General features: G+C 70.3%; 12 protein-coding genes and 2 pseudogenes. 12 read left to right on the top strand and 2 right to left on the bottom strand.

Going from position 1 to position 14,286, the window contains the following annotated elements:
- Positions 1-3: 3 nt before the first annotated feature.
- From PV721_RS03320 to PV721_RS03285, 9 genes and pseudogenes are all read left to right on the top strand, one after another.
- A complete protein-coding gene (locus PV721_RS03320; protein WP_319721252.1) occupies positions 4-690 on the top strand; it encodes a helix-turn-helix domain-containing protein in 687 nt (228 codons plus the stop codon).
- Complete coding sequence (locus PV721_RS03315) at positions 687-1,445, top strand: HAD-IA family hydrolase (protein ID WP_319721251.1); 759 nt, start codon at positions 687-689, stop codon at positions 1,443-1,445. Before PV721_RS03320 ends, PV721_RS03315 begins: the two co-directional genes overlap by 4 nt.
- Complete coding sequence (locus PV721_RS03310) at positions 1,442-3,841, top strand: glycoside hydrolase family 65 protein (RefSeq protein ID WP_319721249.1); 2,400 nt, start codon at positions 1,442-1,444, stop codon at positions 3,839-3,841. Before PV721_RS03315 ends, PV721_RS03310 begins: the two co-directional genes overlap by 4 nt.
- An 84-nt stretch (positions 3,842-3,925) precedes the next feature.
- Entirely contained in the window at positions 3,926-4,375 is a 450-nt protein-coding gene (locus PV721_RS03305; RefSeq protein WP_030758210.1) for a universal stress protein, read from the top strand.
- A gap of 432 nt (positions 4,376-4,807) precedes the next feature.
- Positions 4,808-4,999: pseudogene (locus tag PV721_RS43845) on the top strand (hypothetical protein); the annotation flags it as partial.
- Positions 4,998-5,360 carry a putative PEP-binding protein gene (locus PV721_RS03300; protein WP_319721248.1) on the top strand — a complete coding sequence of 121 codons (363 nt, stop codon included), beginning with the start codon at positions 4,998-5,000 and terminating at the stop codon, positions 5,358-5,360. The pseudogene PV721_RS43845 and the gene PV721_RS03300, both read left to right, overlap by 2 nt.
- 43 nt (positions 5,361-5,403) lie before the next feature.
- The gene (locus PV721_RS03295; protein ID WP_319721247.1) at positions 5,404-5,904 is read left to right on the top strand and encodes a flavodoxin domain-containing protein; all 501 of its coding nucleotides are present in this window, start codon (positions 5,404-5,406) and stop codon (positions 5,902-5,904) included.
- A 111-nt stretch (positions 5,905-6,015) separates the two neighbouring features.
- Positions 6,016-6,543: a hypothetical protein gene (locus PV721_RS03290; RefSeq protein WP_319721246.1), complete on the top strand. Its 528-nt coding sequence runs from the start codon at positions 6,016-6,018 to the stop codon at positions 6,541-6,543.
- Positions 6,536-9,214, top strand: a complete 2,679-nt coding sequence (locus PV721_RS03285; RefSeq protein ID WP_319721245.1) for a cation-transporting P-type ATPase — start codon at positions 6,536-6,538, stop codon at positions 9,212-9,214. Before PV721_RS03290 ends, PV721_RS03285 begins: the two co-directional genes overlap by 8 nt.
- A gap of 806 nt (positions 9,215-10,020) precedes the next feature.
- Here PV721_RS03285 and PV721_RS03280 read toward each other — a convergent pair.
- On the bottom strand, positions 10,021-11,247 hold the full coding sequence (locus PV721_RS03280) for a PP2C family protein-serine/threonine phosphatase (protein WP_319721308.1): 1,227 nt from the start codon (positions 11,245-11,247) through the stop codon (positions 10,021-10,023).
- 195 nt (positions 11,248-11,442) lie between these two features.
- Positions 11,443-11,717 (bottom strand): annotated as a pseudogene (locus tag PV721_RS03275) (IS5/IS1182 family transposase); the annotation flags it as partial.
- A gap of 120 nt (positions 11,718-11,837) precedes the next feature.
- Between PV721_RS03275 and PV721_RS03270 the strand changes: the two are divergent.
- From PV721_RS03270 to PV721_RS03260, 3 genes are all read left to right on the top strand, one after another.
- Positions 11,838-12,443: an ABC transporter ATP-binding protein gene (locus PV721_RS03270; protein WP_319721244.1), complete on the top strand. Its 606-nt coding sequence runs from the start codon at positions 11,838-11,840 to the stop codon at positions 12,441-12,443.
- Entirely contained in the window at positions 12,440-13,303 is an 864-nt protein-coding gene (locus PV721_RS03265; RefSeq protein WP_319721243.1) for an ABC transporter permease, read from the top strand. The genes PV721_RS03270 and PV721_RS03265 overlap by 4 nt, the downstream gene beginning before the upstream one ends.
- A 99-nt stretch (positions 13,304-13,402) precedes the next feature.
- The coding region (locus tag PV721_RS03260; RefSeq protein WP_319721242.1) for a squalene/phytoene synthase family protein at positions 13,403-14,286 on the top strand (884 nt) is incomplete at its 3' end.

Below are 14,286 nucleotides of genomic sequence, written 5' to 3'. Positions count from 1 at the left end.
GCCGTGAAGAGCACACCGAGCACCCACCCGCAGCAGTCCGGCGAGACGACCGGACGCACCGACCTGGGCCGCCGCCTGGCGGCCCGCCGCGAAGCCCTCGGCCTGAGCCGCGACGAACTGGGCCGGCGGTGCGGCGCCGACGCCACGTACATCGCCTACCTGGAGGAGCACGCCGCCAGCCCTGCCATCGGCACCCTTGTCCAGGTGGCCGACGCCCTCGGCCTCACCGTCGACGACCTGACCGGCGCCAGCGCCCACCGCGTCGCCGGCCGAGCCACCGCCCGGCGCGACAGTACGCTCGTACCGCTGGACGAGACCGAATGCTGGCGGCTGCTGAACACCCATGGCGTCGGCCGCATCGCCATCTTCACCCCCGAAGGCCCAGCCGTCCTCCCCGTCAACTACCTCGTCGCAGGACCCGACATCGCCTTCCGCACCTCCGCGGAAGCCGTCACGGCCAGAGCGGCGGGTACCGAGGTCGCCTTCGAGATCGACAACATCGACGACGTGACCGCCACTGGTTGGAGCGTGCTGGCCGTGGGCGAACTCGCAGCCGTTACGGACCAGCACGAGATGCAGCACCTCAACACCACGGCGCGCTCCCAACCTTGGGCCGGTGGTCCGCGCAGCCACTGGATGAAGCTCACCCCAGCCCGGATCACCGGCCGCCGCGTGGTGCACGACTCATGAACGACCTGCGCGCGGTCGTCTTCGACACTGACGGAGTGCTCCTCGCCACGGCGGACCGCCACGCGGCCGCCTGGAAGGAGACCTTCGACGGCTGCCTCCCCGAGTGGCAGCCGTCGCACTCCGGTGCACGACCGCGCCAGTTCGATGCCATCCGCGAATACCGGGACCTGGTCGACGGCAGGTCCCGCCTCGACGGCGTGCGCGCCTTCCTCGGTGCCCGTCACATCGACCTCCCACCCGGAACGCCCGAGGATGCGCCCGGGTGCACCACCGTCCACGCGGTCGCCGCCCGCAAGGAGGAGATCTTCTCCGCGATGCTGCGGACCGAAGGAGCCCGCACTTTCGGCGATGTCAGGCCCGCGCTCCAGCGACTACGGGAGATGGAGGTGCGATGCGCAGCCGTCTCGGCTTCGCGGCACGCCCGCTCCCTCTTGGAGTCCGCGGACCTCATCGGCTACTTCGACGCCCTGGTGGATGGCCAGGACGCGGCCGCACTTGCCCTTCCGGGCAAACCCGACCCTGCCCTCTTCCTCGAAGCTGCCGGCCGTCTCGGCGCGCCCCCCGCTCACACCGCCGTGGTGGAGGACGCACTCGCCGGCGTCGAAGCGGGACACCAAGGCCGTTTCCGGTTGGTGGTGGGACTCAACCGCGAAGCCGACCCGCACATGAGGGACGCCCTGCGCGCACACGGCGCCCACCTCGTCCTCCCCGACCTCGGCGGGCTGCCCGCCGCACTCGAAGGCGACCGCCCGTGACCACGGCCTGGTGCTGGGAGTACCCCCACTACGACCCCAAGGCCGAGCGGCTGGTCGAGTCCCTGTGCACCCTGGGCAACGGCCGCTTCGCCACGCGCGGTTCAGCGCCCGAGAGCATCGCCGACGACATCCACTACCCGGGCACCTACCTAGCAGGCTGCTTCAACCGGCTCGACTCCACCGTCGGCGGACGAACGGTCTCCAACGAGGACATGGTCCGGCTGCCGGACTGGACCGCCCTGGGGTACCGCTGCCTGCCCGCGGGTGCACCGCCCGGCGACTGGCTCACACCCGACCACCCGACCCTGCGCCACAGCCACGTGTCGCTGGACCTCCGTGCTGGGACGCTTACCCGCCGCATGCTCTTCCACGACGCCGAGGGCCACCGCCTGGGCGTCACCCACACCCGCCTCGTCCACATGGGCGACCCGAACCTGGCTGCGCAGAACACGGTGTTCAGAGCGTACGGCTGGAGCGGCATGATCGAGATCGAGTCCGTGCTCGACGGAGACGTCACCAACGCGGGAGTCGACCGCTACCGCGCCCTGGCCGGGCGGCATCTCGTAGAGCACCGGGCCGGAGTGGAGGCGGAGGGCATCGCCTGGCTGTCCTGCACCACGACCACCTCCCGGGTAAAGATCGGGTTCGCGGTCCGGACATCAGCACGTCCTGTGGCACCGGTAGGCCGGGCATGCACAGCCACCACCGCCACACAGACACTCATCCTGCCGATCAAGCGGGCAGCCCCGGTCGTCGTCGTGAAGACCGCCGCTTTGTGCACCTCGCTCGACCGCCCCTCGGCCGATCCGCTGCGGCGGAGCATCGACTGCGCCACACACGCCCCCGACTTCCCCTCCCTGCTGGCCTCCCACCGCGCATCCTGGCAACGCCTTTGGAGCGAAGGAGAGTTGAAGGTTCCCGGCGAGACCGGCAAGGTTCTGCGGCTGCACGCCTTTCACGTGCTGCAGACCCTCTCGCCGCACACCGCGGAGCTCGACGCCGGCGTCCCCGCCCGGGGCCTTCACGGCGAGGCGTACCGGGGTCACGTCTTCTGGGACGAGCTGTTCGTCCTGCCCTACCTCGCCCTCCACCTCCCCGAGACCGCTCGCGCCCTGTTGATGTACCGGCACCGGCGGCTCCCCGCGGCCCTGGAGGCCGCCCGCCGGGCTGGGGCGAAGGGAGCCATGTTTCCCTGGCAGAGTGGTAGTTCCGGCAGCGAGGAGACGCAGCGGCTGCACCTCAATCCGCGCTCCGGCCGCTGGCTGCCCGACCACTCGCACCTCCAGCACCATGTGGGGTCGGCCATCGCCTGGAACGTGTGGCGGTACGGCCAGGCCACCGGTGACGCCGGATTCATGCACGGCCCGGGCGCCGAACTCCTGCTGCACACAGCCCACTTCTGGGCCGGCGCGGCGACATGGGACACCGGCCTCGGCCGCTACCGGATCCGGGGCGTCGTCGGACCGGACGAGTATCACGATGCCTACCCGGACGCCGCCGCTCCCGGTATCGACGACAACGCTTACACCAACGTCACCGCCGCGTGGGTACTCGCCCGCGCACTTGACCTGTACGGGGAACTTCCGGCAGCCCGACGCGCCGAGCTCCTCACGCAACTGGGCATCGGCCCCGACGACCTCACCGCCTGGGAGGACGTCTCGCACCGCCTGTACGTGCCGTTCCACCATGACGTGATCAGCCAGTTCCACGGCTACGGGGACCTCGCCGAGCTCGACTGGGAAGGCTACCGCGCCCGCTACCACGACATCCGCCGCCTGGACCGCATCCTGGAAGCCGAAGGCGACACGCCCAACCGCTACCAGGCGTCCAAGCAGGCCGACACTCTCATGCTCGGCTACCTCTTTCGCCCCACGGAACTCGAGCAATTGTTCCTTCGGCTCGGACATCGCCTCGACGACGGGCTCTGGCGCAGGACGGTGGACTACTACCAGCGGCGCACCTGCCACGGGTCGACGCTCAGCAGCCTCGTCCACGGCTGGGTCCTCGCCCGGGAGCAGGGCCCGGAAGCGTGGCGCTACTGCCAGGAAGCCCTGCTCAGTGACATCACCGACGTCCAGGGCGGCACCACAGGCGAAGGGATCCACCTCGGTGCCATGGGCGGCACCCTCGACCTCGTCGAGCGCGGCATCGTCGGACTCGAGCCCCACGACGACGGCCTGCACATCGACCCGGTGCCCCTCTCCGAAGTGCCCCGGTCCTCGTTCTCGATCTCCTACCTGGGGCACCGGGACATCCGTATCCGGTTCCGGCCCGGACGGTTCGGCATCAGCGTGCCCACCTCGCCCCTGGGCCCGGTGCCCTTGGTTCTGCCCGGCGACCGGCACGAACGCATTGCCGCAGGCCAGGAGCGGTGGTTCCGGCTACCCAAGGGCTGACCCGGTAGCCACCCCGTGCTCGCGTGGCGGGGCGATCGCGATGCGCACACTGTGGATGTATCAGCCGTTGGAAGGGTGAACGGGATGGACAGGCAGCATGAGGCTCCGCGGATCGTGGTGGGCGTCGACGGATCGCCCTCGTCCCAGGCCGCACTGCGCTGGGCGGTCCGGTACGCAGGGTTGGTGAACGGGCGAGTAGAAGCGGTCGCGGCGTGGGACCTTCCCGGTGCCGCTTCGTGGTCGGCTCCCGCGGTGGACACCGACTTCGACGAGGAGGAGGCCGAGCGGCGTCTGGTCGAGGAGGTCCACACGGTTCTCGGTGAGGACGGCGCCTCCTCCGTGCACCAGCGTCTGGTGCGCGGCAATCCGGTCGATGTCCTGGTGGATGCGGCAGAGGGTGCGGACATGCTGGTCGTGGGCAGCCGCGGTCGCGGCGGCTTCAGCCGAGCCATGCTCGGTTCGGTGAGCCAGCAGGCGGCGCTCCATGCGCCGTGCCCGATCACCATCGTCCGGGCGGACATCCCGGTCGAGTGATCCCGCCGCGGGCATGCCCGGCGTACGGTCAGTGGGCCACGGCTTCAGGCTGCAGCGTGACCTCCTGAGCCCAGCGCGCACATCGTCGGCCGTGACGACGCGTGGTGGCCTGCTCCTGTGTACGCAGGTGCGGCGAGACTGACTTCCGTGACACCTGGGGCGGGTGCCGGCTACGACGCCAGCCCCTGGGATCTTTGGCCTGCTCCTGCGAGCGCCGACTCGGTGCCGGGGCCCGGGGCCGATCGGCCCCGCTCCGCAGCGTCCCAATCGGCCCCCGGGGATGGTCCCCTCGGCACTGCGGTCCCCTTGGCCTACCGCGTGATCGTGGAACCCGGACGCCACCCCGGCGCCACCTTCCGAAGTGGGTGACCACGATGCAGCGCATTCGGATCCAGACCCGGCCCACGCAGCCCCACAAGCCCGCCCCGCTGGATCTGCGCACGCCGTCCGGCCGCCCCTTGCCGTACTGATCCCTGCCGACCTGCAGCCACCGGAGGACGTCATGGGGCACACGCGACGCGTCGTCCGTTCACCGCGCTCGGCCGAAGCGACATCGGCCGGGTCGGCGGCAAGAACGCCTCCCTCGGAAAGCTGACCGGACAGCTGACCGCGGCCGGCTTGCGTGTGCCGCCCGGCTTCGCCACCACCGCCGACGCCTACGAGGAACTGCTCGACGGACACGGAAGCCCTTGCCCACGTCTTCGACGAGAACGACCCGGCCGTCACCCGCCTCATCGAGATCCTCCTCCCGCGGGTCCAGGCCCTGGGCAGTCCGGTGGGCCTGTGCGGACAGCGCCCCAGCGACGACCCGGCCTACGCCGCCTTCCTCGTCCGCGCCGGAATCGACTCGATCTCCGTCGCCCCCGACAGCTTCGCCGCCGTCAAGCAGCACGTCGCCTCCGCTGAAGCGGAGCGCTACGGGGAGGACCGAATGGCCCCGGTAGGGATCCGTCCGGCCCAAGCGGAGCAGCCACCGGCCGCGTGACAGTGGCATCAGATCCGCACCAAGGAATCAAGGAGCACCCGCCATGAGCACCAAGCGCGTCCTGGTCGCCTACGGCACCAAGCACGGCGCCACCGCAGGCATCGCCGAACAGATCGGCAAGACCCTCCGCGAGGACGGTCTCGACGCCGTCGTGCTGCCCGCCGACGACGTCCACGACGTCCGCGCCTACGACGCCGTCGTCCTCGGCGGCTCCCTCTACGCCGGCCACTGGAGCAGCAAGGCCAAGCACTGCGCAGAACGCAACGCCGAATCCCTTCGGCACCGGCCGGTCTGGATGTTCAGCAGCGGCCCCCTCGACCGCTCGGCCGAGGAACACGACATCCCCCCGGTCTCCGCCGTCGCCCGGGAGATGCAGCTGGTCGGCGCGCGCGAGCACATGACCTTCGGCGGCAGCATCACGGCCCACACCCCGGGATTCCTCGCCAAGACACTGACCCGCCAGGGCAAGGGCGGTGATTTCCGCAACCCCGAACGGATCCAGAAGTGGGCCCACCACATCAGCGCCGAGCTCGTCGCCGCCTGAAGGGACGGCCCGGCTCGGCACGCACCAGCACGGAGGCGTGCCATGCGACAGCGGACGCAAGGGACGGGGGGCAACCCGCTCAGGAGGGATGCCGACCGCACCCGGACCCGAATGCATGCCGCCTTCGCGCTGGCCTGCCTCCTGGCCGTCATCGCCGGTGTGGCCCTCGGACGAGCCGCTTGGACGGACGGCAACCGCGCTGCCGAGGACATCGCGCGCCACCGGCACACCGTGACGGCCACCACGGTCAGCCAGACCACCTACCGAGCGGGAGACCAGCCGAGCAGCCGGCCTGTCACCGTGGCGACCGCCACGTGGCGCTACCCCTCTCAGCGCCCGCACACGGCAACCATTCCGGTTCCGGCAGGAACCCGGAACGGTGACACGGTCCGGGTGTGGGTCGACGGGAACGGCAGTGCAGCCACAGCGCCGCCGGGTCAGGCCGACATCGCTCTGAAGGCGGTCGGAGTCGGCGCCGGAGCGCTGGCCGGGATCGTACTCGCAGGCAGCGCCCTCGCCGTGGTGCGCCTGCGAATCGTAGAGGCGCGCTCCACACGGGCCTGGGAATCCGAGTGGGCGAGCATCGAGCCCCTCTGGTCCGGCCGCCTCCGCCCCGGTCAGGGAGCCGGCGATGACTGACACCGGCGCCGGCCCGGACCTCACGCCGGACACCGCGCCGGATCCCCTGGAACCCCTTCCCCTGCTCCGTCGCGAGCTGCACACCGGCCCTCTGGGCCTGTCGAGCCGGGAGGCGGCACGCCGGCTGGCCGTCTACGGCCCGAACGAGGTCCGCCGCACCGCCCGGACAAGTGTCCTGAGGGAACTGCTGCGGCAACTGGTCCACCCGCTGGCACTGCTGCTGTGGGCTGCGGCGGCCCTCGCCTTCACCGCATCCATACCGGTGCTCGGCTGGGCGATCGTCGCGGTCATCCTCGTCAACGCCGGATTCGCCCTCGTCCAGGAACAGCAGGCCGAGAAGGCCGTTGAAACCCTGGCCCGATTCCTTCCCGCACAGGCCCAGGTGATCCGCGACGGACAGGTACAGCGCGTCCCGGCGCGGGAGTTGGTTCCCGGCGACCTCATCGCCCTCGACGAGGGCGACCGGGTACCCGCCGACGCCCGCCTGACCGAGGGAGGAATCGAGGCCGACCTTTCCATGCTGACGGGCGAGTCCACCCCCGTCGAGCGTCTTGCCGGCCCGGGGCTGGAAGGCCTTTCCCTGCTGCAGGAGCCCAACCTCGTCTTCAGCGGCACCACCGCCACCGAGGGGCAGGCGCAGGCGATCGTCTTCGCCACCGGAGACCACACCGAACTCGGCCGGATCGCCGCCCTCAGCCAGCGCACCCGCCGCGAACCGAGTCCACTGGAGACGCAGGTCAAGAAGGTCGCCTGGCTGATCGCAGCGGTCGCGGTCGGCATGGGCGCCGTCTTCCTCGTGACGGGAGTGGCGGTCGGCCTGCCGCTGACCGACTCGCTCATGTTCGCCATCGGCCTGCTCGTCGCGAACGTGCCCGAAGGACTGCTGCCCACCATCACCCTCGCCCTCGCCGTGGGTGTCCGCGTCCTCGCCCGGCAGGGCGCGGTGGTCAAGCGGCTGAGCGCGGTGGAGACCCTCGGCACCACCAACGTCATCTGCACCGACAAGACCGGCACCCTCACCCGCAACGGGATGAGCCTGCACGCCACCTGGACTTCGTCCCACCCGGAGGCGAGCGGTTCGGAGGGCGCCGAACTGGTCCGTGCTGCCGCCCAGTGCACGACCGTCACCCGCGAGAGGGACGGCCGGCTGCACGGCGACCCGACCGAGATCGCGCTGGTGGAAGGAGCCGCACAACATGCTGCGCCGCTCGACCCGGCCGACCGGGACGCCCGCCGCCGAGCCTGCTTCCGCTTCGACCCGCGCCTGCGTCGCATGTCTGTGGTCCAAGACGGGGAACCCGGCAGCCTCCGCGTGATCGTCAAGGGCGCCCCCGAGGCCGTCCTGGCGCTACTGGCCGCAGGAGAGCCGACCGAGGAGGCCCAGGATGCCGCCGACACCCTGGCCGCGGACGGTATGCGCGTGCTGGCCGTCGCGGTACGTGAACTGCCGTCCGACACGGCGGCTGCAATTTCGCAGCGGCAGGTCGTGGAGCGGGACCTTCACCTGCTCGGGCTGGTCGGCCTGTACGATCCGCCGCGCCCCGAGGTCGCCGCCGCGGTCCGGCGCTGCCACGAGGCGGGTCTCACCGTCCACATCGTCACCGGCGACAACGGTGCCACCGCCGCCGCCGTGGCCCGCGCCGTCGGCATCGGTACACCGAATCTCCAGGTCATCGCCCAGTCCGAGGCGATCGACGACCACGAGCTGGACCACCTCCTCCGCCAGGACGGCACGGAGATCGTCTTCGCCCGCTCCTCGCCCGAGACCAAGCTGAAAGTGGCCGATGCCCTCCGGGCGCACGGCCAGATCGTGGCCATGACCGGCGACGGGGTGAACGACGCCCCGGCCCTGCACCGTGCCCACATCGGCGTGGCCATGGGCCTCTCGGGCACCGACGTCGCTCGCGAGGCGTCGACCATGGTCCTGACCGACGACAACTTCGCCACCATCGTCACGGCCATCGAGTCCGGCCGCCGTGTCTACGACAACGTCCGGAAGTTCATCGTCTACATCTTCGCCCACCTCACCCCCGAGGTCGTGCCCTTCCTGGTGTTCGCCCTCTCCGCCGGGGCCGTGCCGCTGCCGCTGACCGTCCTGCAGATCCTCGCCATCGACCTGGGGACCGAGACCCTTCCGGCCCTTGCCCTCGGCCGTGAGCGCGCCGAGCCGGGGGTCATGTCCCGACCGCCCCGGCCCAGTTCCCAAAGCGTGATCAACAAGGACATGCTCGTGCGCAGCTGGGGCTGGCTCGGCACCGTCTCCGCCGTCCTCGTCATGACCGCCTTCTTCTACGTCCTGTGGCGCGCAGGCTGGCACCCCGGCGACCCCACCGGACCCGGAGCCCCCCTGCACCACGCCTACCTCACCGCGACCACCGCCACCTTCGCGGGCATCGTCACCTGCCAGGTCGGCACGGCCATCGCCGCCCGAACCGACCACGCCGCGCTGCGCGACATCGGCTTCTTCACCAACCCGCTGCTCCTCGCCGGCATCGCTTTCGAGCTCGTCTTCACCGCGGCGCTCGTGTACGCGCCGCCGCTCCAGAACCTCTTCGGCACCGCCGCTCTCCCGCTGGACGTCGTCCTCCTCATCTCGGCCTTCCCGCCGCTGGTCTGGGGAAGCGACGAGATCCGACGCTGTGCCCGACGCCGACACCATCGCTATTCCTGATCCGGCCGGAGGCACACCATGTCGCACACGAGCGAATGGAAGTGCACTGCCATGAGCGTCAAGGGCCGGTCGGTCAGCGGCCTGGACCAGTACGACGTCCGCCGATACGTGGGCTGGTATCGGAAGAAACGGTTTTGGCGCCATGGTTCCACTCACCGTGGCAGAAGTTCGCCGGCTCCTGGCGCTTTGCCTCGTCCCAGACACCAGCCCCGGCCGGGCATTTGGGCCGCCACGTGCTGAGCTGGTCACTCTGGCGCCGCAGACGCCGCGCGACAGCCCGCCGCTGCCCCTACCAACGACGACTGCACTCGTTGGGGGGCCCTCCGCCAAGACCACCACCGGCACCCCACCGACCACTACACTCCCGACGGCACCTGTGACCAGGCCAGATAGCAAACGCTGCTGGAGTACTAGGCTCTGTGTTCGCCAGCGGCCGGTCAGGACGTGGCCGGGCGCGGCCGGACGAGTGACCTCTCTGTGGTCGGCTCCGGGCGCCGCTCCACGCCAAAGGTTCGCGATAGGGCGGGGCATACGCAGGGAGATCACGCAGGAAGGAGGAGTCGTACGCCCAGGGCAGCGCCGTAAGCTGTCGAACGCTCTTCGGCGTCCGGTCTCGCGTCAGGCAGGGGATCCAGGAGGCCTTCAGTGCTGTACATCCCTTGTCAGGGTGGCGAGCAATCCTCCGACCTCTGATCCGTGAGTGACCAAAACCCACGGCCGAGCGTCGCGCCACGCTCGCGGAGTTGGGCATGGAGTGGGCGTACAGGCACTACACCGATGACCGGTCGCACCCGAGGTCGAGGTGTTCAGTCAAGGACTGCGAGGTGGTCGGCGGCGCCTCCACGCCACTCGATCATAAAGAGGGTGGCGTCGTCGCTGGTACGCCCGCCCCGTTCTTTCTTCAGCGCGTGGGAGAGCCGGCGCAGATCCCCCCGCATCCCCTCCGAAGGGTCCCGCCCCAAGCGGTTGACGCAGCCGATGAGGCGTTGCTCACCGAACGGCTCCCCACCCTCAACGCGCTCCTCGATGATGCCGTCGGTGTAGCACAGCACCCGGTCGCCCGGCTGGAGGGTGTGCTCTTTGACACGGGGCGCTTCACCTCCGAAGCCGACGGGCAGCGTCGTCGCGCTCTCCAGCTGACGCTCGACGTGACCGTCACGGATCAGCAGCGGCGCCGGGTGGCCTGCGTTGACCAGCTCCATCTCACCGGTAGCGATGTTCACGTGCATCAACTGGGCCGTGACGAAGTGGTCGGCCCCGAACTGCCGGGAGATGGCATCGTCCATGAACGCGTACTTCTCGGCCAGGCTGATGAACACCCGTCGGGCATGACGGTAGGCGCCGATGGCGACGGTCGCCATCACGGCGGCGTCCAGGTCGTGGCCCATCGCGTCGATCACGGCCATGTGCAGGATGTTGTCGTTGAGGGCGTAGTCGAAGCTGTCGCCGGCGACGAGGTAGGCCGGCTCCAGGATGCCGGCCACCTCGACCTGGGGCACGGACATCGTCAGCGGCGGCAGCAGACCCCATTGGATCTCCGCGGACACGCTCATTGGCTCCCGGCGCCGAGCCAGTAAGAACTGGTCGGTGTAAGCGTTCTTGGTGACCAGTAGATCGGCAACCAGTCCGGCGAGTCGGCGCAGCAGGCGCCGGTCGTCGTCGCCGACGGCGTCCAGGGTCAAGGCCATCACGCCCACCTGATCGCTACCGTCCAGCAAGGGCAGATACATCCGCACTCCGCCACCGGCTTGCCGTTCTTCGACGACGTCCGCGCGTTGAAAGGCCCGGCCGGCGGGAGAGCCGGCCACCGGCTCGGGCTGGGCCACGTACAGCATCCTGCCCGGCAACGGCACCAGCAGCTCCTGCGCATAGTCCTGGAGCAGGATGGACACCTCACGCCCACCGATCCTGGCCACCCCGTCCGCAATCAGCGGGGCGATCAGCTGCGGCGGCAACAACCGCGCCCGATCCAGCAGTCCGCCGAGCAGCCGCTCGCCGAAACCCTCTGACCTGTCCACGCTCCCCTCGCCCATGGACCGGTGCCACCGCCTTCCTGCCACCAAAGGCGGTGACTGCCTAGGGCAACGAGACCTGGTCAAGCCGCCGGAGCGCGTCATTACGCCAGGCGCGGCATGTCGGCCCGCGTCGGCGCGCGACAGTACGGCGGGACGCCCAGCCTGGTGCCGAGCGGGTGCGTCACGGGCAGGCAAGGCGCCGGTCCACCGGCACCCACCGCGGGACCGGCCGGGCCCTGGCCAGCCGCCGAATATGATGGATCTTCCAGTTGGTCTCCCATCGGCGCCCCCTTCCTCGGGCACCGGCGGCGTACTGATGGGCCCGGTCGATCGTGGAGCTGACCCACCGACCCGACCGAGTCTTCCAGGACCTGGACTTCCTCGAGCAAGCGGGCCCACGTCCCGTCGGCCTCCCAGCGGGCGAACAGCTCGTACGCCGTCTGCCACGTGCCTCCCAGGACGCCTTCAAAGGTCCAGCACGCCGCGGTCGTGGGGTGACCCGGCTCCGCGACGGCTGGCCCGTGGTCGTGGTCCATCCGTGTCGTACCGGCACCGTGATCGTTGGGGCTTGTACATGGGGCCGGTTCGAGTGTTGGGGGAGTGTGAGCGTGGAGGTCAAGGCTGTTCACCACGCCTACGGGCGGCGTGTGGTCCTGCGTGGCGTCGGCTTGCGGCTCGGGGCAGGGAGATTGTGTGGGATCGTCGGGGAGAACGGGGCCGGCAAATCAACTCTGCTGAAGATCCTTTCGGGTGAGTTGCGGCCTGCACGGGGGGTGGTCCGTCATGGGGGCCGGTTCGGTTACTGCCCACAGCACGTGGTCCTCAACGACGCGCTGACCGTCCGGCAGCACTTGAGGTTCTTCCAGAAGGCCTACTGCCTGGCAGATCTGCGGTATGCCGAGGAGGTCATGGACGTGCTCGGGTTCGCCGGATACGCCGATGAGCGGGCCGGGGTGCTCAGCGGCGGGACGCGGCAGAAGCTGAACGTGACGCTGGCGCTGATGCACGATCCCCAGGTGCTGTTGCTGGACGAGCCGTACCAGGGGTTCGACTGGGACACCTACCAGCGGTTCTGGGATCTCGCCGTGCGGCTGCGTGATGCGGGACGCTCTGTCCTGGTCGTCTCCCACCTGGCGTACGACGCCGAGCGCCTGGACGAGTTGTGGCGTCTGGATGGCGGGGTGCTCCGCCCGGACCGGGCGGTGGCCGCGTGAGGTTTCACTTGACCCGGTTCGCTCTCGCCACCGGCTTCGCCCTGACTGAGCACGGCCGCAACCGGTTCGCCATGGTCCTCGTAATCCTGTTCGTCCCCCTGTGGACGACCCTGGCCTACCTTGCGATGCCCGACACCCCGGCGCACCTGCGGCTGCACGCCACCGGGGAGACGCTGGCGCCGCACGGCAACGAACTGACCGAGATCAGCGGCGCACTCAACGCGGTCACCCTGATCACCGGTTTCATGATGTTCGCCGCCACCTTCTCCGGCAACCGCTTCGACCGCCGGCTGGCGATGGCCGGCTATCCCCGGGCCCACCTCGTCCTGGCCAAGGTCACCGCGCTGGCGCTGATCTCGGCTGCGGTCGCCGCCTACGCCACCGCGGTCACCTGCCTGGCGTGGTCACCCAGGCAGCCTCTGCTGCTCGCCGCCGCGCTGTTCAGCGCGGGACTCACCTACGGCGCCCTCGGCGTCGGCTTCGGCTCGGTGCTGCGCCGGGAGGTCGAGGGCATGTTCGCCATCGTGATGACCAGCATCATCGACCTCGCGCTGCAGAACCCGGTCATGAGTGCCGGGGCCGACAACCCGGTCATGCGCTACCTGCCCTCTTACGGAGCCATGCAGGCCAGCACAGCCGCCGGTTTCTCCACCACTCCGGTACCGCGCTATCTGGCCGTCCAGCTCACCTGGTTCGCGGGAGCGGCCCTGATCGCTCTGATGGGCTTCCGCCGCAGCACCCGCAGCACCCTGCCCGTCAACGCTCAGTTCCCCGAGCCGGTGCCGGGTAGCGGCGCTCCCTCCCTTCCCACGCCGCGCCGAACTGTCGAGCCCTCGGCGCCCGACACGAAAGCACCCTGAGGTCCACGCCGCGAGATGCGCACAAAATTCCAGCCCACCCCCGCACCCCTCGACACGGCCACGCACGCGCGGCGGAGCAGAGTCACCGCCCGTGCACCGATGGGCGAGGACCCCGCCCTGCGTGCGGCGTACCGGCTGTGCCGGCGCACCACACGCTTGCACGATCCCGGGATCTACGCCCTCATCCAGCTGATGCCGGCCGTGCTGCGCCCGCCCTGCTGGGCCTTGTGGACGGCAGCGAGCGTCCTGGACGACCTCGCCGACCAGCGAGATGCGGAACAGGCCGAACGAGCGGTCCGCGTTCAAGCGTGGACCCAAGCCCTGCAACGCGACCTGGCGGCCGGCACCAGCACGGATCCGGTCCGCCACGCCCTGGTGGACACCGCCCTGCGGTGGCGCCTAGACCTGTCCAGCCTGCAAGGCGCCGTGGCCCGCACAGTCGACGACGTCCGCGACCGTCGCTTCGTCGACTGGGCCGAGTGGCGTGCCTGGTGCGAGGCACTGGTGCCCTGGGTCGACCAAGTACGGCACCTGTTCGAACAGGCCGGAGCGCCGATGACGCTCAGGCTGGACCGGCAACAGGACTACAAGCGGTTCATCGACGGCGCCCAGCTCACTGACCTTCTCACCGACCTGAGCGCCGACCTCGCCCAAGGGCTCCTGCTCCTGCCGCAGGAGGCCCTGGACGCCTTTCCCGGCGCGGAAGACGACCTGCGACAGGGGCGCTGGAGTCCCGCTGCCGCGGCTTTGATCGGCGACCTGACGGCTCTGGCCCGCCGGTGGGTGACCAGGCCACTGATGACCAGAGGCATGCACCCGGGAGCCGCCACCGTGCTCAACACGGCCGCCTGCCTGATGCGCGCCCAGCTCGATGCCGTCGACGCGGCCGGTCCCGCCCTGCTGAAGCGCGCCCAGCGCCCCTCTGTCGTCGCCCGTACCCGCATCCTCGCCCCCGCCCACCTCCGCTCAGCCCTGGCCTGGAG

It is taken from the genome of Streptomyces sp. MB09-01 (genome assembly GCF_033794505.1).
Classification (GTDB): Bacteria; Actinomycetota; Actinomycetes; order Streptomycetales; family Streptomycetaceae; genus Streptomyces.
This window is presented reverse-complemented; position numbering and strand designations above follow the sequence as displayed.